Raw genomic sequence first — 19,914 nt, 5'->3', positions numbered from 1 at the left:
CGGCTGAGGGACCGAGCGCCGGCTGAGCCCGCTGCGGTCGGGGTTCCCAGCAGCGCCGCGTAGGCTTGCAGCGTGAATCGTGTCGTCCGCCTCGCGGGTCCTGCCCTCCTGCTCCTCGTGGCTGTGGCGACCCTCCTCGCGGGTCTGGCCTTCGGCGGCGGAGCGGATGCGCAACTCCTGGGCGATCCCGGCGCCGTCGTGCGGTGGGGGCTCCCGATCGCACAACTGCTCGTCAACCTGAGCGCCGCCGTCACCATCGGCGCGTTGCTCATGGCCTGCTGGGCGCTCAGCCCGGACCGGCGCGAGTACGGCGCGGCGCTCGACGTCGCCGCAGCCGGCGCCGCGGTCTTCACCGTCGCGTCCGGTGTGACGGGCTTCTTCACCTTCCTGAACGTCACGCAGGTGCCGCTCACCTTCGACGACGCGTTCGGCGCGAAGCTCAGCCTCTTCTTCACCGGGATCGAGTCGGGCCAGGCCTGGCTGCAGACGACGCTCATCGCCGCGGCCGTCACGGTGCTCTGCTTCGCCGTCCGCAACCACACGGTGCTCGTGTTCGTCTTCGGGCTGTCCCTCGTGTCGCTGCTGCCGAGGGCCCAGCAGGGTCACTCCGCCGAGGCGAGCGGGCACAACGCCGCCGTCACCGCGCTCGGCCTGCACCTCGTGTTCGCCGCCATCTGGCTCGGCGGTCTGCTCACGCTCGTCTTCATCCGCAAGACCCTCGAAGACGGCCGGCTCGCCCCCGTGCTCATGCGGTACTCGACCGTGGCACTCGTGTCCTTCGTCGTCGTGGCCGTCTCCGGATACGTGAGCGCCGAGCTGCGCATCGGCTCGCTCGACCGCCTGGGCACCCCGTACGGCATCCTCGTCCTCGTCAAGGTCTTCGCCCTGCTGGCGCTCGGTCTGTTCGGTGCGCTGCAGCGTCGGGTGCTGATCGGTCGCATCGAGCGATCCGCTGCTGCACGTGCGGACACCCCCGCGGGCCGCACCGGAACCTTCTGGTGGCTGGTCGCCCTCGAGCTCGGGTTCATGGGCATCGCCTCCGGTGCCGCCGCAGCCCTGGCGAAGACGGCCCCGCCGGTCGACCAGACCGTGCCGACCGCGCCGACGCCCGCGGTGCTGCTCACCGGGGAGGAACTGCCGCCGGAACTGACCTTCGCGCGGTACTTCACCGAGTGGAACATCGACCTCCTCTGGCTGCTGGCCTGTGCCTTCGGCATCTTCTTCTACATCGCGGGCGTCGTCCGTCTGCACCGCCGGGGCGACTCCTGGCCGATCCTGCGCACCGTCAGCTGGGTGCTCGGGCTGCTCGTGCTCTTCTACCTCACCTGCGGTGGCATCAACGTCTACCAGCCGTACCTCTTCAGCGTGCACATGCTCGGGCACATGGGTCTCACCATGCTCGTCCCCGTGCTCCTCGTCCCCGGAGCGCCTGTCACACTGCTCGCGCGGGCGGTGCGGAAGCGCTCGGACGACTCCCGAGGGGGTCGGGAGTGGGTGCTCCTGGCCGTGCACTCGAAGTTCGCGGGGATCATCTCGAACCCGCTCGTCACCGCGGTGCTCTTCGCCGGATCACTCTGGGTGTTCTACTACACGCCGTTGTTCCGCTGGTCGATGGAGGACCACATCGGCCACGAGTGGATGGTGGTGCACTTCCTCATCACCGGCTACCTCTTCGTGCAGTCCCTCATCGGCATCGACCCGGTCCCGTATCGCCTGCCGTACCCGATGCGGCTCCTGCTGCTCTTCGCGACGATGGCGTTCCACGCGTTCTTCGGGCTGGCGATCATCTCCTCGACCGGGCTGTTCCTCGCCGACTGGTTCGGGGCGATGGGACGCACGTGGGGGCAGGCACCGCTCCTCGACCAGCAGACGGGTGGCGGGATCGCCTGGAGCGTCGGCGAGATCCCGACCCTGGCGCTCGCCGTCGCGGTCGCGATCTCGTGGAGCAAGAGCGACGCGAAGGACCAGAAGCGACTCGATCGTAACGCGGACCGCACGAACGACGCGGAGCTCAACGAGTACAACGAGCGTCTCGCGCGCATGGCGGCCAACGACACCCGCTCCTAGCCCGCGAACTGTCACTCCGGAACAGTGTGAGGGGTGTCGGACTGTGTCGAAGTGACAGTTCGCGGGCTTCAGCGGAGGTCGATGTAGAGGGAGCCGTCGTCTCGGATCGTCACGAATGCCGACAGCGTGAACGGGACGTCCTCGTCGAGGGTCGAGACCGTGCCGTCGAACAGCGACTTCACGTCGACGACGAGGTGCGCGGCTCCGGCCGTCGCCGGCATCTGCCAACCGGTGTCGCCCGGCTGGACCGCCACCACGGGGTAGGCCGCGATGGACCACACCGGTAGGTCGTCCACGCGATCGCGGATCACCATGCCGAACGGGCACCCGGTGGGCTGGAGGACCTGTTGCGTGGCGCAGTTGTCGAGGTAGCCGTCGATCTGCGTCTGGACCTCCCCGACGAAGTCCGAGGTGGCACTCGCGGTCACCTCGGCGTCGACGACGCTCGCGACCTCGGTCGTCGTCGCCGTCTCCACCGACGCCGCCAGGTAGGTGGTGTCGACGTCGAAGTCGACGCTGCCCGGCGTGAAGGTGAGGAGCGGGATGGTGGAGGTGAAGGCCCCCTCGGTCCCTTCCGCGACGCGGCGGGTGTCGAGCTCGAAACCGTTCGCCCGGAACCCGGTCGTGTGCGCGACCGTCAGCTGGACGACGCTCAACGGGCTCGTCTCGAAGCGCCACGACGGGAACAGCCCGAAGGTGCGCTCGCCGCTCGTGATCGAGAACACCGTGCTGTGCGGCTGCCCCGCGAGTCGGTACGAGAAGGTGACCTCGTGGGCGCCCGAGCCCGTCGTGACGTCGGAGACGAGGCGCACGTTCTCGATGGTGCCGAGCGCCTCGCTCCGGAGCAGGGCGTCCGAGCTCTCGGCGGGCAGGCCCGCGTTGGCGAGTTCGGCGGAGCTCAGGGCGACTCCGGGCAACGCGAGCGCGGTCGCAGCGTCGTCGTCTGCGAGGGCGTCCAGGTAGCCGCGCGCGAAGGAACCGGCGCCGTAGACGTCGCGGGCGACGGCCGACCAGGCGGAGACGATGGCCGCGACGAGCAGCGCCGCGATGCAGAGCCACAGCACGACGGCGCGGACGAGCGCACCGCGCACCGTTCCCGGGCGTCGCAGCTCCCCACGTGTCGCGACATGGCTCATCCTGACATCCTAGGCGGGCACCTCGCGTAGGATTGGAGGGCGAAAACGGGAGGGAACCGAAGCATCATGAGCGTAGCCCTCTCCGCCGAGCAGCAAGCCGTCTTCGACCGCATCGAGAGTACCCGCGAGCACCTGTTCGTGACGGGTCGAGCGGGCACCGGGAAGTCGACGCTCCTCAACCACCTCGCCTGGAACACCTCGAAGCAGCTGGCCATCTGCGCCCCGACGGGTGTCGCCGCGCTGAACGTCGGCGGCCAGACGATCCACTCGTTGTTCCGCCTGCCGATCGGGCTCATCGCCGACCACACGATCGACCAGAACGATCAGACCCGCAAGCTGCTCAACTCCATCGACACCCTCGTCGTCGATGAGGTCTCCATGGTGAGCGCCGACCTCATGGACGCCATGGACCGGAGTCTCCGGCAGGCCCGGCAGCGGCCGCGCGAGCCGTTCGGTGGCGTGCAGATCGTGCTCTTCGGCGACCCGTACCAGCTCGCTCCGGTGCCCGGCAGCCTCGAGGAACGGGCGTACATCGCCGACACCTACCGCTCGTTCTGGTTCTTCGACGCCAAGGTATGGTCCGAGACGCCGCTGCAGCTCGTCGAGCTCACGGAGATCCACCGCCAGCACGAGGCCGAGTTCAAGTACCTGCTCAACGGCGTCCGGCATGGCCAGGTCACCGCCGAGATGGCCGGCCGGCTGAACGGCATGGGCGCCAGGACTCCTCCCGAAGACGGCGTCATCACCCTCGCGAGCCGCAACGACACCGTCGACCGCATCAACAAGGCGGCGCTCGCCAAGCTCGACGGCAAGCCACTCACCGCCAACGCGGAGGTCTCGGGCGACTTCGGCGGGCGGGCGTTCCCCGCCGACGAGGCGCTCGACCTCAAGGTCGGTGCGCAGGTCATGTTCCTCCGCAACGACAGCGAGCGTCGCTGGGTGAACGGCACGCTCGGGACCGTGGTGAAGATCGACTCCACCGTCTGGGTCGAGGTCGACGGCGAGCAGTTCGAGGTCGAGCCGGCGACGTGGGAGAAGTACAAGTACTCCTACTCCTCGGTGACGAAGCAACTGAAGCGCGATATCGTGGCGGAGTTCACGCAGTTCCCGCTGCGGCTCGCGTGGGCGGTCACCATCCACAAGTCGCAGGGCAAGACCTACGACCGCGCGATCGTCGACCTGGGCAGCCGCGCGTTCAGCCCGGGGCAGAGCTACGTGGCGCTCAGCCGCATCTCGACGCTCGACGGTCTCTACCTCTCCCGGCCGTTGCGCCCGAGCGACATCATCGTCGACACCGACGTGAAGCGGTTCATGTCGGGGCAGTAGCGTCTCCGGTCTCGGCCGAAGCCGTCCGGTCCCTGAGCCTGTCGAAGGGCGGCGTTGCAACGGTCGCACGTGCCCTTCGACAGGCTCAGGGACCGGGGTTGGGCTTAGGGATCGGCAGAGTTTGTGCGAGCGGGACTGCACCCGAAGAACTACGATTGTCGCTCATGACCTATGGACAAGCTCAGTGGCCGCAGCCCGGTCCGATCACCGCCTGGCGCACGCTCGAGCTGAACGCCAGCAAGCCGCCGTTCGCCGGATACTGGGGGTTCATCCCACTCGTCGTGCGCATTGACGGCTTCGAGCACCGCCCGACCTGGGGACCGTCGCAGTTCACGGTTCCGGCCGACCGGCCCGTGCAAGTCTCGTGCTCGATGGCGTGGCTGTGGGAGTTCGGCCGTGCCGACTACCTGCTGCAGCCCGGCGAGGCGCCGACGCTCGACTACATCGCGCCGGCGCAGCAGTGGGTCTCAGGCTCGCTCGCTCCGAGGGGTCAGGCGGTCATCAAGGGACGCGGCGCGCAGATCGCGGTGTACGCCGTGCTGGCAGTGGTCTTCATCGCGATACTCGGCATCCTGCCGCTCGCGTACCTCATGACCTGAGCGCCCGTCGACGCCTCGCGTTGACCTGCCTGGTCGTGGGTTGAGCAGAGGTCAGGTGCGGTCGACGGCCCGGAGCAGGATCGCGCCGAGCTCGGCCGGCTTCGTGAACTGCGGCCAGTGGCCCGTCGGGAGGTCGACGAACTCGACGTCGCGCAGCCGTGCCAGTTCCGCGACGTACGGGTGCCCCTGTTCCATCAGGCCGCGCAGCATCTCCGAGGAGAACTCGCACGCGACCACGGTCGCCGGGACGGACAGGCGGCGGTCGTCGTCGGAGAGCTGCTGTCGGTCGACGGCGACGCCCTTCGGTTGCGGGACGGCCCTGGCCCGGAACTGCTCACGGAGTTCCTCGTCCAGGTCGACGAGGTCTTCCGCGTCGAACACCGTCCAGTCGGGTAGCGGGATCTCGGAGCCCGACGAGGGGAGTTCCTCGTTGATGCACGCGCCGTCGGCGAGCGGACCCGAGTCGACGTACACGGCGCGGACGACGCGGTCAGGGCGGGCGTCGATCGCGGCGGAGATGATGGCGCCGCCGCCGGAATGCCCGACGAGCACGACTGGCTCGGTGCCGGAGTCGATCTCGGCGACCACGGCGTCGACGTGGTCGCGGAGGCCGATGCCGGCGCGGTCGGCACTGACGCTCTCGAGACCGGGGAGGGTGAGCGGTCGGACCCGGTGACCGGCTGCCTCGAGCGGGGGTGTGACCGCACTCCACGAGGATGCGTCGAGCCAGAAGCCGGGTACGAGGATGACGTCCATGCCCGAGATGCTACGCCGCGCGAGCGACACGCGGGAGGGGCGTTTCGCCGACCGCACGGCGCCCGGCCGAAAGCTGAGACGGACGGATCAGGCGACGGCGGTCGCTGCGGCCTTCGCGGTCGCGAGGTCGCGGAAGAGGTCGGTGTTGAAGCGGTACGCCACCATGACCTCGTCGATCACGCGGGCCTGCTCCTCGTCGTCCCACGGGACGGCGTCGAGCTGCTCGCGGTAGGTGTCCTTGAACTCGCGCGGCTTCGCGATGTCGCCGAAGAGGTAGAAGCCGACGCCGTTGGTGTCGAAGCCGAACTGGCGCTGCATGAGCGTGCGGATGATCTGCCCGCCCGAGAGGTCGCCGAGGTACCGGGTGTAGTGGTGCGCGACGAAGCCGCCGGGCCAGACGGCACCGACCTCGTTGATCCGTGCCACGTACCGGGCGGTAGTGGGCAGCGGGGTGATCTGTTCGCGCCAGTCCGGACCGATGAGGAACTCGAGGTCCTGCACGATGGCGGGGAGCCGCGTCAGCTTGTCGCTGATGAACGGAGCGGCGACGGCATCGGCGCGCATGCGGTCGGCTGCGGCCTCGAGGGCCTCGTAGATGAAGAAGTGCTGCGCGACGAGGGCGATGTAGTCCTCTTTCGAACCCTTCCCGGTCATGAGGTCGCTCATGAAGTCCGCCCCCTCGCTGGAGGAGTGGCCGGAGGATGTGCGCTCGCGCAGGGCCTGGGAGAAGGGGATCACAGTGCTCATGTCGGACTCCGCGTCGGCTGGTTCGGTAAGGGTTGCCTAAGTGTAACGGGCAGGGCTCGTGAACGGGAGGGTGGATCTGTCGCTGTGGAGGGAATCAGTGGCTGCTGTGCAGGGAACCGTGCGGGACCGCGAACGCACCGGCGTTGGTCTGGGCCAGTGCCGGTGTGGTGATCGCCGCCACGACCGCTGCCCCGGCGAGCAGGGTGAGCACGTATCGTCCGGTGCTCGGCTCGCGACGTGGCCGACGGCTCGCTCGCCTCACCAGGGCGTCGAGCTCGAGTTCGTCCGGCGCCGTCGAGGCGAGGGTGACCCGCCGGAGTCGCCGTGCGAGCACCCCGGCGACGATGAGCAGCAGGACCGTGGACGAGAGGGTCGGCAGGAACGGCGGCACGGTCGTGACACCGAGGGAGGCGAGTCCGTACAGCACCACCCAGACGACGACCGTGCCCACCGCGCCGGCGAAGGATGCTCTGAGGCCCGGCACCCGGTCGCGGACGAGGACCACGACGGACCACAGCAGCGCGGCGACGCCCAGGGTGACGAGCGGGATCGCGCCCACGGGGGAGGACCCGGCGCCGGTCGCGATCAGCACGAGACCGGCGCCGAGCGCGCACATCGCGAGCAGGCTGTTCGAGATCGACGTCGTACCGGTGCGGACTGCGGTGTCGCCTCCCGCTCGGACGTCCTGACGCTCGACGGAGACCGACATGTCAGGCCGTCGCCACCCGCTGCGTTCGCTTGTCCGCAGCCAGTCCGGCACCGAGCAGCACCACGGCGCTCGCGAGGTGAAGGAAGTGGTCGGCCGTGTTGAGCGCGAGGATGTTGAGCGCGGAGCCCACGATGAAGAACCCGACGACACCGAGCAGGAGGTAGAACCCGCCGACCACCGTGTTGACGGTCTTGGCCGCGACGACGTTCGAGAGCCCGGCGATGAGCAGTGCCGCGCCGATGAGGACGTGCGCGATGTTGTGCAGCGGGTTGACCTCGAAGATCCCGAGCAGGAGACCACCCTCGGTGGTGAGGAACGGCAGGCCGCCCGCGACGATCCCGCCGAGGAGTCCGACGACCACGTAGACCGCGCCGAAGACGGCGGCGAGGAGCCGGTTGGGTGAATGACGCATGGGAATGCCTCCTGATCCTTCGTGCCGCGAATCGTCTCGGGGCGTTGAGGAGTTCGGAGGTGCGGGCGTCGACGGTTTGGTCACCTGAGGCGGTCATCCGCGGTCGACGGCCGAGGGGCGGCCGTCGGTCAGTCGTGCGGGCGTGGCTCCACGCCCAGACGGGCGCACGCCGCGTCGTAGAGGGCGACGACCTCGCGTCGGATCTCGCCGCGCTCGGTGATGGTGCCGGCGGGCCAGGGCACCCGCCCACCCGCGGCGGTGCCGTCGACCGTCCAGGTCCACTCGCCACCCGTCCCGTCCAGCGCGATCATGGTGGCGGCTTGGGCTGCCGGTTCCAGGAAGGCGCGCACGATGAGCACGTTGTCGTCGGGGTGGTCGCCGTTCATGTGTGCCAGGACGGCGTCGACGGTGGTCTGGGGGAAGGCGTTCGAGGTCACCTCTCCAGGGAACACCATCGACGGGCCCCGCACCAGGTCCGCCGCCCGAGTGACCGGCACGCGGCGTGCGACCGCAGCTCTCAGCCGCGCCCGGTTACAATCGGGAACAGTCTGCAGCTCCGCAGGCCGCTCATCAGGGGGATGACTTGACTGCAACAGCTCCGAGGCGCCGGCGTCTCGCCGCACTCCTTACCGCGGCGACCCTCGCGACGGTGCTCGTCGGCTGCTCGGGCCCCTCGGTGTCCGACACCGACTTCCCCGACCAGGTCAGCGGCACGCTCGCGAGCGACACGACCGACGCCATCACGGCGGCGGTCGAGGCCGCTGTCGCTCAGTCCGGATCCTCCGGCGCCATCGTCGGCGTCTGGGCGCCGTGGGCCGGGAGCTTCACGGCCGGCGTCGGCACGACCGAGCCGGGTGGCAAGACCAAGATGGACCCGTCCATGGTCTACCGCATCGGCGACACCACGCGCCCGATGACCTGCACCGTGCTCCTCGAGCTCGTCGACGAGGGCAAGATCAAGCTCACCGACCAGGTCCACAAGACGCTCCCGCAGGTTCAGGGCATCGAGGGCATCACCTACCAGCAGCTGTGCCAGGGCACGTCGGGGCTCGGTACCTACACGCCCGCGCTCAACACCCAGTTCACCACCAACCCGACCCGCAACTGGTCGATGGCCGAGATCCTCGCGAACGGCCTCGCGAGCGGGACCCGGACGGCTCCGGGGGCACTCTTCGGTTCGAGCGACACCGGGTACATCCTGCTCGGCATGGCGCTCGAGGAGCTGACCGGTCAGTCCTGGCAGTCCCTGTACGACCACTACGTCTTCTCACCGCTCGGCATGTCGAAGTCCAGCTTCCCCGACGCCTCCACCGTCGCACTTCCGGGCGCGCACCCCAAGGGGTACCTGACGCCGCGCATCGCGGATGGCACCTACCAGTGCGACGCGCCGACCGACGAGACCGAGCTGTCGCCCTCGATGGTGTGGACCGCCGGTGGCGTCGTCTCCTCGGTCGACGATCTGCGGAAGTTCACCCAATCATTCGCGTCCGGCTCGCTGCTGAACGACAGCACCTTCAAGAAGCAGTGGAAGGACCCCGTCTCGCTGGGCGAGGCTGAGCCGACCTGGAAGAGCTTCGGTGTGGGCGGGTTGCAGGTCGGTCCCCTCCGGGGGCAGGCTGGCGCGATCCCCGGCTCGCTCTCGGCGGCCTTCTCCGACCCGACCTCCGGACTGACGGTCGTCGTCATGCTCAACAACTCGACGCTCGGTGCGGGCTTCGCGCAGACGCTCGCGATGCAGCTCGCCTCGATCGGTGCGAAGGCGGCACCGGCGAGCGGCCAGAAGGCCCCCGAGATCGCACTCCCGTGGTCCGGGCAGCAGATGGCGGAGCAGCTGGCCGCCTCGGCGATGGTGTGCGCCCCGCCGGTCGCCCCCGCCGGGTAGCGGAGGCATCGGCACGGTGCCGCCAGCGGGTGAGCGTGGCGGCGGATCGCGGCACGATGACGCTTTCGCGAGGGTCGCTGGGCCGTGCCGCTTCCTAGAGTGAACCCATGACGACGAACACCCCCGAGGACGACACCATCGTCCCGGACACGAAGAACTGGACCTGGGTCCTCGAGCGCGCCTGTCCCGAGTGCGGGATGGACACGTCGCGGTTCGGGTTCCGGGACCTCCCCGGGTTGATCCTGGAGAACGCCGCCGCGTGGCCGGCGGTGCTGGAGCGTGCCGACGTCCGGGAGCGGCCCGACCCGCAGACCTGGTCGCCGCTCGAGTACGCGGCCCACGTGCGGGACGTGTTCCGCATCTTCGACGTCCGGCTGCGGCTCGTCCTCGACGAAGACGATCCCGCGTTCGAGAACTGGGACCAGGACGCGACGGCTCTCGAGGAGCGCTACGGCGAGCAGGACCCGAACCGGGTGTCGGCGGAGCTGGTCGAGGCCGCGACGGTGCTTGCCGCAGCGTTCGAGCGGGTACCGGACGAGGCGCTCACGCGGACGGGTCGACGGAGCGACGGCGCGCGCTTCACGACCGAGACCCTCGGCCGCTACTTCATCCACGACCCGGTGCACCATCTCTGGGATGTGACGAGCGCGCGGTCGTGAGCGTCGTGTGGGCTGGTGACGGCCGCTACTGCGCCCGTGCGCGGAACGCGATCGTGTTGACCCGGTTGCTGCAGCGGACGGAGCAATAGCGTTTCGAACCGTTGCGGGACAGATCGACGAGCAAGCCGTCGCAATCGTCGGCGGCGCAGAGCCGCAGGCGGTCCCAGGCGTCGGACCGGACGACGTCGACGAGTGCCATGGCGATCTCGGTCTGGACGCGGTCGACGAGCGGTGCGTCGAACTCGGTGGCGTGGAGGTGCCAGTCGAAGCCGTCGTGGCGGCGCAGCTGGGGGAGCGCGGCGGACTCCCGGAGCATCGCGTTGATCTCGGTGACGGCGCGGTCGCGGGTGTCCGGGGCGTCCGCGTCGGAGGCCCAGAGTGCGTGGATCCGTTCCCGGAGCCTGGCCACCGCGGCCCGCTCGGGCTCATCGCCGTCGACCCGACCCGAGTACCGACTGACCCGCAGGAGCTCGACGAGTTGTGGCGGTGTCGCGAGCTCGTCGAGTCCGCTCCGGGACGCCGATGCGCGGGTGTTCACGAGCAGCGCGGCGAAGAGCAGCGCATCCTCGGTGTCAGGGGCAAAATGCAAGTTGACTCCTTACTCTCTCCGAGAGTAGCTTCATCTCAGCCGGGCGTCCACCTCTTCTGCCGGCCCCACTCGCGGCAGCTGGAGACACCTATGAAGCACACGTCCTCGACCACGGTCGGTCTGCTCGTCGCGGTACTCGCCGCGGTCGCGTTCGGCACCTCCGGAGCGTTCATCAAACCGGTGCTCGCATCGGGGTGGAGCCCCGCTGCCGCGGTCACCGTCCGTGCCTTGATCGGTGGCCTGGTACTCGCCCCGTTCGCCCTCATCGCGCTCCGCGGTCGCTGGGACGCGGTCTGGCGTGGACGCTGGCGACTGCTCGGCATGGGCCTCATCGGGGTGGCGGCGACGCAGCTCGTCTACTTCGCGGCGCTGCAGACCATCGCCGTCGGGACCGCGATCCTCGTCGAGTACATGGCACCGCTGCTGCTCGTCGCCGTCGCATGGGTGCTGACCCGACGTCGTCCTGCGACGGTCGTGCTCGTCGGCTCCGTCGTGTCGCTCGTCGGGCTCGTGCTCGTCGTCGCTCCGAGCGGTGGCTCGACGCTCGACCCGGTCGGCCTGCTGTTCGCCATCCTCGCGATGGTGGGCTGCGCCGCGTACTACGTCATCTCAGCGCGGCCGGCGAAGGGGTTGCCTCCGGTGGCGTTCGCCGCCATCGGTCTGCTCATCGGGGCGCTCAGTCTGTGGCTCGCGGGGCTCGTCGGCGTGCCGTTCACGACCTCCGACGCCGACGTCACGGTGCTCGGCACCGACGTCGTGTGGTGGGTGCCGCTCCTGTTCGTCGGGGTGGTGTCGACGGCCGTCGCCTATGCGGCGAGCATCACCGCGAGTCAGATGCTCGGCTCCCGACTGGCCTCCTTCGCGGGCCTCCTCGAGGTGGTCGCGGCGACCGGGTTCGCCTGGATCCTCCTGGGGGAGCAGCTGTCGCTCGCGCAGCTCCTCGGTGGAGTCTGCATCCTGCTCGGGATCGGCTTCGTGCGCTCCGAGCGGGCTCCCGCCGTGCCGATCCCCGTCGCGGTGCAGTGACGGTGTCAGCGGTGTGAGACAGGGACGGCGGCGTCGAGGTCGGCGAGGATCGCCATGACCGCCGCCCGCCCGGCCCGGTTTGCGCCGACCGTCGACGCTGAGGGGCCGTACCCGATGAGGTGCACCCGCGGCTCGTCGGCCGCCCTGGTGCCGTCGATCCGGATACCGCCCCCGGGCAGTCGGATGCCGAGCGGTGCGAGGTGGTCGAGCGCCGCTCGGAACCCGGTGGCCCAGAGGATGGCGTCGACCGGGAGGAACGAGTCGTCGGCGAGGACGACCCCGTGCTCCTCGATGCGGCGGAACATCGGCTGACGCACCAGGACGCCGCGCGCCTCGGCCGCTCGCGCCCACGGCGTCCAGTGCATCCCCGTCACGGAGATCACGCTGCCCGGTGGGAGGCCTTGGCGCACGCGTTCCTCGACACCCTTGATCGCCTCCACCCGGGCGGCGGTGTCGAAGTCGTCCTCCACCCACTCCGGTTCGCGTCGTGTCATCCACACCGTCTCCGCCACCCGCGAGATCTCCTCGAGCAGCTGGATGGCCGAGATGCCGGCACCGACGACGACGACGCGTTGGCCGCGGAACTCGTCAGCGGAGACGTAGTCGGCCACGTGCAGCTGGCGTCCGGCGAAGTGTTCCCGTCCCGGGTACGCGGGCCAGAACGGTTTCGTCCAGGTGCCCGTCGCGTTCACGACCGCCCGCGCCCGGAACGCGGCGGCGGGGGAGTCGGTGCCAGAAGAGTCAGCGCCCGAGGAGTCGGCGCTCGCCGCGGTCTCGACGAGGAGTCGACCGTGCGGGTCGTCGTCCTCGCGGCGGACGGCGCGGACCTGCACCGGGCGGCGGACTGCGAGGGCGAAACGCTCTTCGAACGCCGCGAAGTACGGCGGGATGACGTCGACACTCGGCGAGGCGGGATCGAGCTCGGGCTTCGGCATGCCGGGCAGATCGTAGATCCCGTTGACGGTCGACATGGTGAGCGACCGCCATCGGTGCTGCCAGGCGCCGCCCGGGGCGTCGTTCGCGTCGAGGACGACGAAGGTGCGTGCTGCGGTCGCGGCCTCGGTGGTGCCCAGCGGCATGAATCCGCGGCGATGCAGGTGGTACGCGGCCGACAGTCCGGCTTGACCCGCGCCGATCACGACGACGTCGACGGTCTCCGGAGTGTTCACGTGCTCTGCAACGTCGTCGACCGCTCCGGCATTTCCGACGGCGTCCGAGCTCGGGTCCGCGATTCAGCCGTGAGCCAGGACCTGCACGCCGATGACGAGGACACCCAGGAGCACGAGGGCCGCGAGCGCGATGAGCTGTTGCCAGACGGACAGCCGGGCGCGCCGGACGGCGACCCACCCGCTGAGCCCGAGCGTGACGAGGTAGACGATCGCGGACACGCGGAGGGACGTCTCGAGTTCCATGACGTCGAACACGGCGAGCACGAGCAGGATGGTGGGGGTCGCGACGGTGAGGAGCGAGCCCCACGCGATCCGGAGCATGGAGTGCCACCCGCGCTCGTCGGGGAACGCACCGTGGGCGGCGAGGTGTGCGATCATCTCGGCGACCAGGCCGGCGAGGGTGATGCCGACCACGCCGATGACGAGCGAGAAGAGCGCATCCGGCGCGTCGTGGTGCTCCACGTTCGCCGCCAGCACGAGGACGATCGCGAGGCCGGTGAAGGTCGCGTAGACGCGCTCCTTGAGGTACTTCGCGACCGTCTCGACGTCGCCGGGCGGCAGCCCGCGTCCCGCCGGACCGTGTGCGTCCCGCTGCCGTCCACGTCGTCGATCCGCCCAGGTTCCGCCGTCCGTCATGGTCCAGAGCGTAGCCGCCGTCGCGGGATAGAGTGCCGGGTATGAGCGAAACGATCATCACCGTCGAGGGCCGCTTCGACTACCACCACCCGGCTGAGCGTGGGACCGTCCTCATCTCGGCGGGGTTCCAGGGGCCGGAACGTGAGCCCGTCGTCTCCCGGACCACCGCGCTGCACCGGGCGCTCAGCCAGACGGCGGAGCAGTTCCGCGCGCAGTCGGCCGTGACCTGGTGGTCGGCCGACCGGCTGCGGGTGTGGAGTGAGCGACCGTGGAACAAGGACGGGAAGCAGCTGCCGCTCGTGCACCATGCGTCGGTCGCGCTCGAGGTGAAGTTCGCCGACCTCCAGGCGCTGGCCCGCTGGGCCGAGGAGATCGCGGTCCAGGACGGCGTCACGGTGACGGGTGTCACGTGGGCGCTCACCGAGGCGACGAAGCATCGCATCACGGCCGAGGCCCAGCACAACGCCGTCCGCGACGCCGTGGACCGCGCGACCGCCTACGCGCGGAGCCTCGGGCTGGGCACCGTGCGGCCTGTTGCGCTGGCCGATCCCGGCATGCTGGGTGACGAGACCCGCACCTCGGGGACCCAGACCACGGCGCCGATGATGCGCGGGGCCGCCGCACCCGCCGGCGACACCGGCCTCGACCTGAAGCCGGAGGACATCACCGTGTCCTCCCGGGTGCACGCCCGCTTCGCCGCGTCCTGACCTGACGATCAGCTCGGCGCAATGCTCGGCTGCACTTCGGGTGCGCGACCGTGCCGAGCTGAGAGCACGGCGCCCATTCCGGCACCGACCACGCAGGCGATGCCGAGCCACTGCGGTGTCGTGAGCTCCTGACCGAGCACGAGGAGCCCGGCGATCGCGGCGATGGCTGGCGCGGACGCGAGCAATATTGAGAAGGTCGCGGCGCTGAGTCGTCGGAGGGCGACGAACTCCAGCGCGTACGGCACGGCCGACGAGAGTGCGGCGACACCCAGCCCGAGCAGGAGGATGACGGGATCGAACAAAGCGGTGCCGGCGGTCGTCGCGGCGAGCGGGATGGTGGCGAGGGCGCCGATGGCGGCGGCGATCGCCAGACCGTTCAAGCCGAGGAACTCCGTCCCCGTCCGCGCCGACAGCAGGATGTAGCCGATCCAGAGGGCGCCGGCGGCGAGCGCGAGGATGACGCCGAGCGGGTCGAGTGCGGCCGTCGGTCCGCTGTGGAGGAGCACCCCGCCGAGGAGGAGGACGCCGACGAGGGCGACGCCCGCCCAGAGCGCACTCGCCCATCGACGACCCGCGATGACGCTGAGCGCCAGCGGGCCGAGGATCTCGAGGGTCACCGCCGGGCCGAGCGGGATGCGGTCCAGTGCCAGGTAGAAGCAGACGTTCATCGCGGCGAGGACGAGCCCGAAGCCGACCGCCGACCCCCAGGCGCTCCTCGGGTGTCCGCGGAGGGCCGGGCGGGCCACGGCCAGCAGGATGAGCGCGGCGAACACGAGCCGCAGCGTCACCATGCCGATCGGACCGACCTGCGGGAACAGCGTGACCGCGATCGACGCGCCGAGCTCCTGGCAGACGAGTCCGGCAAGGACGAGGAGGGCGCCGGTCGCCGCCTGGCTCGGTCGCGGTCTGCGGATCACTGCACCACGCTAGCGCGCCCCGGTCACCGAGCTTGTCGAGGTGCCGCCCCCAGCCGGGCTCGCCGGTGCGGCATCATGAGGGCATGAGGATCGACGAACTCGCGTACCTTCGGGCGCTCGCCGAAGACGGTCACGTCCCGTACGCCGCTGAGGCGCTCGGTATCTCCCAGTCGACGCTCACGCGGGCGATCGGTCGGCTCGAGGCGGACGCCGGGGTCGAGTTGTTCGATCGCCACCGCAGCCGGCTCGAACTCAACCGCTACGGCGAGATCCTCCTCGTGCACGCGCTCCGGGCGCAGACCGAGCTCGACAACGCGCAGTCGCGGATCGACGAGCTCCGCGACCCCTCGGCCGGACTCGTGTCCATCGCCTACGTCTCGTCCCTCGGTGGCTGGCTCATTCCGCGCATCGTGAGCGAGTACCGCCAGCTGCTGCCGGACATCAGGTTCGTCCTCGACGGCGGGAAGGCCGACAGCGTGCTGGACGCGCTCCGCTCCGGCTCGGCCGACGTCGCCTTCCTCAGCCCGGAACCGCGGGATCCGGACATCGAGTGGCGTCCGCTCACCTCCGAGCGGCTCGCGCTCGGCGTGCCGGTCGGGCATGCGCTCGCCGATCGGACGTCGTTGGCTGCGTCCGACCTCGAGCAGACGGAGTTCCTCGCGATGACGACGGACTCGGGGCTCCGGCAGATCGCGGACGCGTACTTCGCGAGGCACGGCGTCGTGCCTCGGGTGACGATGGAGGTGTCCGAGCTGTCGACGCTCCGTGGTCTCGTGCGTGCCGGGGTCGGGATCGCGGTCCTCCCCGATTCCACGAGCATGGAGGGCGTCGTGCTCGTCCCGCTCGACGACGAGGCGGTCCGGGTGATCGGTGTCGCCATCAGCCGTGCCCGGGCGGTGTCGCCGGCTGTCGAGCAGTTCGTGCGGTTCGTCCGCGAGGAGTGGGCGAGCGCGCGGATCCACTGAGCCGCCCATGTCTGCACGAATGAGTCGCCCAAACCTGCACGACATCGACCGGGATCCGAACCGTTTCGGGCAGTTGACGGGCCGGCCGCTCAGTGTTCGTGGGTGGTGCTCCATGGCGTGAAGGCGTCCGGGTAGTGCGCCCACGCCGCCGGCCCGGCAAGGAGTTCCTCGTCCGTCAGGGTGCAGGCGTGCAGGGCGGCGGTGATGGCGATCTCGTCGAGGTCGATGCCGGTGACGACGAGCTCCTGGCCGAGCGGTGCGCCGGGGTCGTTCGTCTCGAACGAGGTGGGTTCAAGATCGATCATCGAGCCGATGTGCTGCAGGACGCCGACGCGGGAGGCGCGCGTCGCGAGGACGAGGAACCCCGCCGTACGGATGACCTGGCCGAACCGCCCCGCCTCGACCGGTCCGTCGAAGCACGCGAGGAGTCGTTCCGGATGCATCGGTCGGGGGCTGTCGAACCGCAGGGTGGTCACGCGCTCGTGATCCACCCACGGCCGGTGCTCGCCGTTCAGCATCGCGATCCACCCGGGGGACGTGCTGAAGCGGTCCAGTTCGAACGGGGAGTCGCGGTAGCGCGCGAGCGGCTCACGGTTGCTCGCGGTCGCCGGAGTGCCGGGCGTGACGCGCGGTCGGGCTGCGACCGGTTCGACCATCCGCGTCAGCGCCGTCGGGTTCAGGTGGCTGAGGAGCGCGAGGAGCACCGCGAGCCGCTCGTGAGTGACGCCACGTCGGCCGGCGACGGCGATGGTGTCCGCGTACTCGAGCTGCTCCACGGTGATCATCGACCGCGCGGTGTACGCCGTATCGCCGTCCTCGTCGTGGGTGACGTACTCGTCGTCCTGGAGGTCGTGCAGGAGATGGGCTGCGTCGACGACGGTCACGACGGCGTCCAGGACGGCCGTGTCGCGGTGCCCGAGGACGGCGGAGACCGCGTCGACCGGGCGGACCGTGCTCCCGCAATCGAGGACGAGGTGCCGGGGAGCGAGCGGGTGTCGCGCGACGGCGTCGATCGCGTCGTCGATGTCAGGGTGGGCACTCTCGGCGTCGTCCTGCCGCTCGATCGTGACGAGCGCCGCGGACCTTCCGGCGATCTGTCGGGCCACGGTGCGACGCTCCGGCGGACAGGTGCCGAGGACGAGCGTCACGGTCAGCGGGATGCGAGGCGTGGTCACGGCGGGTTCTCCTGGTCGATGGGTGCTACAGTGCGTTCTGTTGAGAATCGTTCTCAACAAGGTAGCACGCATCGTGATCACCAGGAGGTCGCCATGAAGGTCCGCGCATCACTCAAGTCGCTCAAGGACAAGCCGGGGTCGCAGATCGTCCGCCGCCGTGGCCGGGTGTTCGTCATCAACAAGCAGAACCCGCGGTGGAAGGGTCGCCAGGGCTGAGCGTCAGCCGCGCACCACGTTCACGACAATCGTGACGACACCCAGTGCGGCGATCACGTACGCCCAGAAGCGGACGGGGATGAAGAAGAGTGTGGAGCTCGGGCGACTGTAGAGCTGCTCGCCGGTCTGCGGGTGGCGCACGGGGACGGCCTCCTGCTTCACGGTGATGCCGTGCTCGTTGACGTACGGCTGCGCGAGCTGCTGCCACACGACGACCGGCCGCGGTGCATCAAGCTTCGCCAGCGCGAACTTCCCGAAGGCCCAGCACGCGACGGCGCCGAGCAGGAATCCGATGCCGACGAACACCCCGGACTGCGCCGATCCGCCGTCGGGCGAGACGATCGCCTTGATGAGGAAGCCGGCGCCGACGGAGAGCCCGAAGATCAGGAAGACGACGATGCCCCAACGGGTCCAGATGATCATGTGTGCTCCTCCTCGGGTGTCGGTCGCGACGCGCAGCTGAACACGCGGCACCCGCGCGACCGTCGGCTCGTCCATCACGGTACCGAGGTCGGCCGTCCACCCGCGATGGGGAGCGGTGCCCATCGCGGCGGACCTGACGAACCGCTGGAGGTGCGACTGAGAGCGCGACCACGTCGTGAATCGACGGATACGCTGCTCTGAGCGAGACGTGCGGACGTCGCCAGGTGGGAGCCGGTGGGGCTGGTGGGTAACGACGACGAGAAGACACGGGTCGCGACGATCTTCGATGTGGCGCGTCTGGCCGGAGTCTCACACCAGACCGTCTCGCGGGTGCTCAATGATCTGCCGAACGTGCGCCCCGCGACGCGGCAACGGGTCGAGCAGGCGATCGCCCAACTGCGGTACACGCCCTCGCAGGCCGCACGGTCACTCGTCACCCGCCGTTCACGCACGATCGGCCTCATCACGACCGGCGGGCCGGACTACGGGCCGTCGAGCACGGCGCTCGGCTTCAACGAGGCTGCACGGGATGCCCGGTATGCCGTGAGCATGGCGAGCATGCTGGAGTCGGATCCGGCGTCGCTGCGGCAGGCCGTCGAGTTGCTGCTGCGGCAGAACGTCGAGGCGATCGTGCTCATCGCGGCGCATCGTGGGGCGCTCGACGCGGTGCGCGGGATCGAGCTCGGGGTGCCGCTCGTCGCGGTCGAGTCGAGTCGTCGGGACGGGTTCCACCGTGTCTCCATCGACCAGTACCAGGGGGCGCGGATCCTCGTCGACCACCTCGTCGGGTTGGGGCATCGCCGTATCGCGCATCTCGCGGGGCCGGCGGATTCGGTGGACGCGTTGGAGCGGGTGCGGGGGTGGCGTGACGCGCTGTCCGAGCACGGGCTCGTCGCACGCGAGCCGCTGGTGGGCGACTGGACGCCGGGGAGCGGGTTCCGGCTCGGGCGGGAGCTCGTGGCGGGCCTCGGTGTCGATGATGATGATGATGACGACGGACGGTCCGGCGGGCGGGTCGGTGAGTCGTTCACGGCCGTGTTCGCGGCGAACGACCAGATGGCGCTCGGCGTGATCCACGCGCTGTCGGAGCGGGGCCTGCGGGTGCCGGGCGACGTGAGCGTCGTCGGGTTCGATGACATCCCGGAGGCTGAGCACTTCGCGCCGCCTCTGACGACGATGCGGCAGGACTTCCCGGAGCTCGGGCGGACGATCATGTCGACGCTGCTCGAGGTGCTGAGCGATGCGGACTCCGTCGGCGTGGTGCGTTCGGTGCCGCAGCTCATCGTGCGGGAGTCGACGGCGGCGCCGAGCGCCTGAGCTGAGGTCTCCCCGTTCCTCGAGCTGACGCTCCCGGTCCCTGAGCTGACGCCCCGGTCCCTGAGCTTGTCGAAGGGCAGATGTTCGCTCGTGTGCCCTTCGACAGGCTCAGGGACCGGGGCGGCCGGGTTGTCGGATACAGCGTCGTTCCCGGAGCGCGTCGGTTCCCATCTCGGTTCCTGAGTCTGACGAGGGGTGGTTCCTGTCTCGGTCCCTGAGCTTGTCGAAGGGGGGGCGTGTCGGTCCCTGAGCTTGTCGAAGGGGGGTTCCCGTGTCGGTCCCTGAGCTTGTCGGAGGGCAGGCGTGTGCGGAGGCAGACGGGTGCCAGGGTTTAGGCGGCGAGGTGGAGGCGTCCGCCTCGGATGGGGGTTTGGTGGCGGTCGATGTGGCTGGGTGGGATGAACCAGGGGACACCGTTTTGGATGGTGATGGTCCAGTGGTCGTCGTGGATGCGGTGGTGGTGGAAGGGGCAGAGGAGGAT

General features: G+C 69.9%; 22 protein-coding genes. 10 read left to right on the top strand and 12 right to left on the bottom strand.

What is annotated here, in order from left to right:
• Window positions 1-72: 72 nt before the first annotated feature.
• Window positions 73-2,067 (top strand): cytochrome c oxidase assembly protein, encoded by a 1,995-nt coding sequence (locus GV015_RS02225; protein ID WP_159876293.1) that lies wholly within the window; start codon window positions 73-75, stop codon window positions 2,065-2,067.
• 68 nt (window positions 2,068-2,135) lie between these two features.
• Here GV015_RS02225 and GV015_RS02220 read toward each other — a convergent pair whose 3' ends face one another.
• The gene (locus GV015_RS02220) at window positions 2,136-3,203 is read right to left on the bottom strand and encodes a hypothetical protein (protein ID WP_159876291.1); all 1,068 of its coding nucleotides are present in this window, start codon (window positions 3,201-3,203) and stop codon (window positions 2,136-2,138) included.
• 66 nt (window positions 3,204-3,269) lie between these two features.
• Here GV015_RS02220 and GV015_RS02215 point away from each other — a divergent pair, with 66 nt between their 5' ends.
• Window positions 3,270-4,529 carry an ATP-dependent RecD-like DNA helicase gene (locus tag GV015_RS02215; protein ID WP_079003639.1) on the top strand — a complete coding sequence of 420 codons (1,260 nt, stop codon included), beginning with the start codon at window positions 3,270-3,272 and terminating at the stop codon, window positions 4,527-4,529.
• Between the two features lie 164 nt (window positions 4,530-4,693).
• The gene (locus tag GV015_RS02210; RefSeq protein ID WP_159876289.1) at window positions 4,694-5,128 is read left to right on the top strand and encodes a hypothetical protein; all 435 of its coding nucleotides are present in this window, start codon (window positions 4,694-4,696) and stop codon (window positions 5,126-5,128) included.
• Between the two features lie 51 nt (window positions 5,129-5,179).
• Here the strand turns inward: GV015_RS02210 and GV015_RS02205 are convergent, their stop codons facing one another.
• The 5 genes from GV015_RS02205 to GV015_RS02185 form a co-directional block, all read right to left on the bottom strand.
• Window positions 5,180-5,884, bottom strand: a complete 705-nt coding sequence (locus GV015_RS02205; protein ID WP_159876287.1) for an alpha/beta fold hydrolase — start codon at window positions 5,882-5,884, stop codon at window positions 5,180-5,182.
• An 87-nt stretch (window positions 5,885-5,971) separates the two neighbouring features.
• Window positions 5,972-6,631 carry a heme oxygenase (biliverdin-producing) gene (locus GV015_RS02200; RefSeq protein WP_079707436.1) on the bottom strand — a complete coding sequence of 220 codons (660 nt, stop codon included), beginning with the start codon at window positions 6,629-6,631 and terminating at the stop codon, window positions 5,972-5,974.
• Window positions 6,632-6,725: 94 nt separating this feature from the next.
• Complete coding sequence (locus tag GV015_RS02195; RefSeq protein ID WP_159876285.1) at window positions 6,726-7,340, bottom strand: hypothetical protein; 615 nt, start codon at window positions 7,338-7,340, stop codon at window positions 6,726-6,728.
• A gap of 1 nt (window position 7,341) precedes the next feature.
• Window positions 7,342-7,752: a DUF4383 domain-containing protein gene (locus GV015_RS02190; protein ID WP_079707434.1), complete on the bottom strand. Its 411-nt coding sequence runs from the start codon at window positions 7,750-7,752 to the stop codon at window positions 7,342-7,344.
• A gap of 128 nt (window positions 7,753-7,880) precedes the next feature.
• Window positions 7,881-8,189, bottom strand: a complete 309-nt coding sequence (locus GV015_RS02185; RefSeq protein ID WP_371416528.1) for a DUF2470 domain-containing protein — start codon at window positions 8,187-8,189, stop codon at window positions 7,881-7,883.
• Between the two features lie 146 nt (window positions 8,190-8,335).
• On the opposite strand from GV015_RS02185, the gene GV015_RS02180 reads away from it, so the two are divergent.
• Window positions 8,336-9,634 (top strand): serine hydrolase, encoded by a 1,299-nt coding sequence (locus GV015_RS02180; protein ID WP_159876281.1) that lies wholly within the window; start codon window positions 8,336-8,338, stop codon window positions 9,632-9,634.
• Between the two features lie 107 nt (window positions 9,635-9,741).
• Entirely contained in the window at window positions 9,742-10,293 is a 552-nt protein-coding gene (locus tag GV015_RS02175) for a DinB family protein (protein ID WP_124767680.1), read from the top strand.
• A gap of 25 nt (window positions 10,294-10,318) precedes the next feature.
• Here the strand turns inward: GV015_RS02175 and GV015_RS02170 are convergent, their stop codons facing one another.
• Window positions 10,319-10,882 carry an ABATE domain-containing protein gene (locus GV015_RS02170; RefSeq protein ID WP_159876279.1) on the bottom strand — a complete coding sequence of 188 codons (564 nt, stop codon included), beginning with the start codon at window positions 10,880-10,882 and terminating at the stop codon, window positions 10,319-10,321.
• 90 nt (window positions 10,883-10,972) lie between these two features.
• Between GV015_RS02170 and GV015_RS02165 the strand changes: the two genes are divergently transcribed.
• A complete protein-coding gene (locus GV015_RS02165; RefSeq protein ID WP_079707429.1) occupies window positions 10,973-11,908 on the top strand; it encodes a DMT family transporter in 936 nt (311 codons plus the stop codon).
• A gap of 5 nt (window positions 11,909-11,913) precedes the next feature.
• On the opposite strand, the gene GV015_RS02160 is transcribed toward GV015_RS02165, so the two are convergent.
• Window positions 11,914-13,077, bottom strand: a complete 1,164-nt coding sequence (locus tag GV015_RS02160) for an FAD-dependent oxidoreductase (protein ID WP_236555293.1) — start codon at window positions 13,075-13,077, stop codon at window positions 11,914-11,916.
• 63 nt (window positions 13,078-13,140) lie between these two features.
• Window positions 13,141-13,713 (bottom strand): hypothetical protein, encoded by a 573-nt coding sequence (locus GV015_RS02155; RefSeq protein ID WP_079707427.1) that lies wholly within the window; start codon window positions 13,711-13,713, stop codon window positions 13,141-13,143.
• Window positions 13,714-13,754: 41 nt separating this feature from the next.
• Between GV015_RS02155 and GV015_RS02150 the strand changes: the two genes are divergently transcribed.
• On the top strand, window positions 13,755-14,420 hold the full coding sequence (locus tag GV015_RS02150) for an SIMPL domain-containing protein (RefSeq protein ID WP_159876277.1): 666 nt from the start codon (window positions 13,755-13,757) through the stop codon (window positions 14,418-14,420).
• Window positions 14,421-14,428: 8 nt separating this feature from the next.
• Here the strand turns inward: GV015_RS02150 and GV015_RS02145 are convergent, their stop codons facing one another.
• Entirely contained in the window at window positions 14,429-15,337 is a 909-nt protein-coding gene (locus GV015_RS02145) for a DMT family transporter (RefSeq protein WP_236555292.1), read from the bottom strand.
• 83 nt (window positions 15,338-15,420) lie between these two features.
• Here GV015_RS02145 and GV015_RS02140 point away from each other — a divergent pair, with 83 nt between their 5' ends.
• A complete protein-coding gene (locus GV015_RS02140; protein WP_159876275.1) occupies window positions 15,421-16,302 on the top strand; it encodes a LysR family transcriptional regulator in 882 nt (293 codons plus the stop codon).
• An 89-nt stretch (window positions 16,303-16,391) separates the two neighbouring features.
• On the opposite strand, the gene GV015_RS02135 is transcribed toward GV015_RS02140, so the two are convergent.
• The gene (locus GV015_RS02135) at window positions 16,392-17,477 is read right to left on the bottom strand and encodes a GTP-binding protein (RefSeq protein WP_159876273.1); all 1,086 of its coding nucleotides are present in this window, start codon (window positions 17,475-17,477) and stop codon (window positions 16,392-16,394) included.
• Window positions 17,478-17,570: 93 nt separating this feature from the next.
• On the opposite strand from GV015_RS02135, the gene ykgO reads away from it, so the two are divergent.
• Complete coding sequence (gene ykgO / locus GV015_RS02130) at window positions 17,571-17,693, top strand: type B 50S ribosomal protein L36 (protein ID WP_079707423.1); 123 nt, start codon at window positions 17,571-17,573, stop codon at window positions 17,691-17,693.
• 3 nt (window positions 17,694-17,696) lie between these two features.
• On the opposite strand, the gene GV015_RS02125 is transcribed toward ykgO, so the two are convergent.
• Window positions 17,697-18,116, bottom strand: coding sequence for a hypothetical protein (locus GV015_RS02125; protein WP_064294781.1), 420 nt, complete (start codon window positions 18,114-18,116; stop codon window positions 17,697-17,699).
• A gap of 243 nt (window positions 18,117-18,359) precedes the next feature.
• On the opposite strand from GV015_RS02125, the gene GV015_RS02120 reads away from it, so the two are divergent.
• Window positions 18,360-19,433 (top strand): LacI family DNA-binding transcriptional regulator, encoded by a 1,074-nt coding sequence (locus GV015_RS02120; RefSeq protein ID WP_159876271.1) that lies wholly within the window; start codon window positions 18,360-18,362, stop codon window positions 19,431-19,433.
• Window positions 19,434-19,914 lie beyond the last annotated feature (481 nt).

Origin of the sequence: Plantibacter sp. T3, assembly GCF_902506515.1 — a bacterium.
GTDB lineage: Bacteria > Actinomycetota > Actinomycetes > Actinomycetales > Microbacteriaceae > Plantibacter > Plantibacter auratus.
Note: the sequence above shows the minus strand (reverse complement) of the source record. Positions and strands in the feature narration are given on the sequence as shown.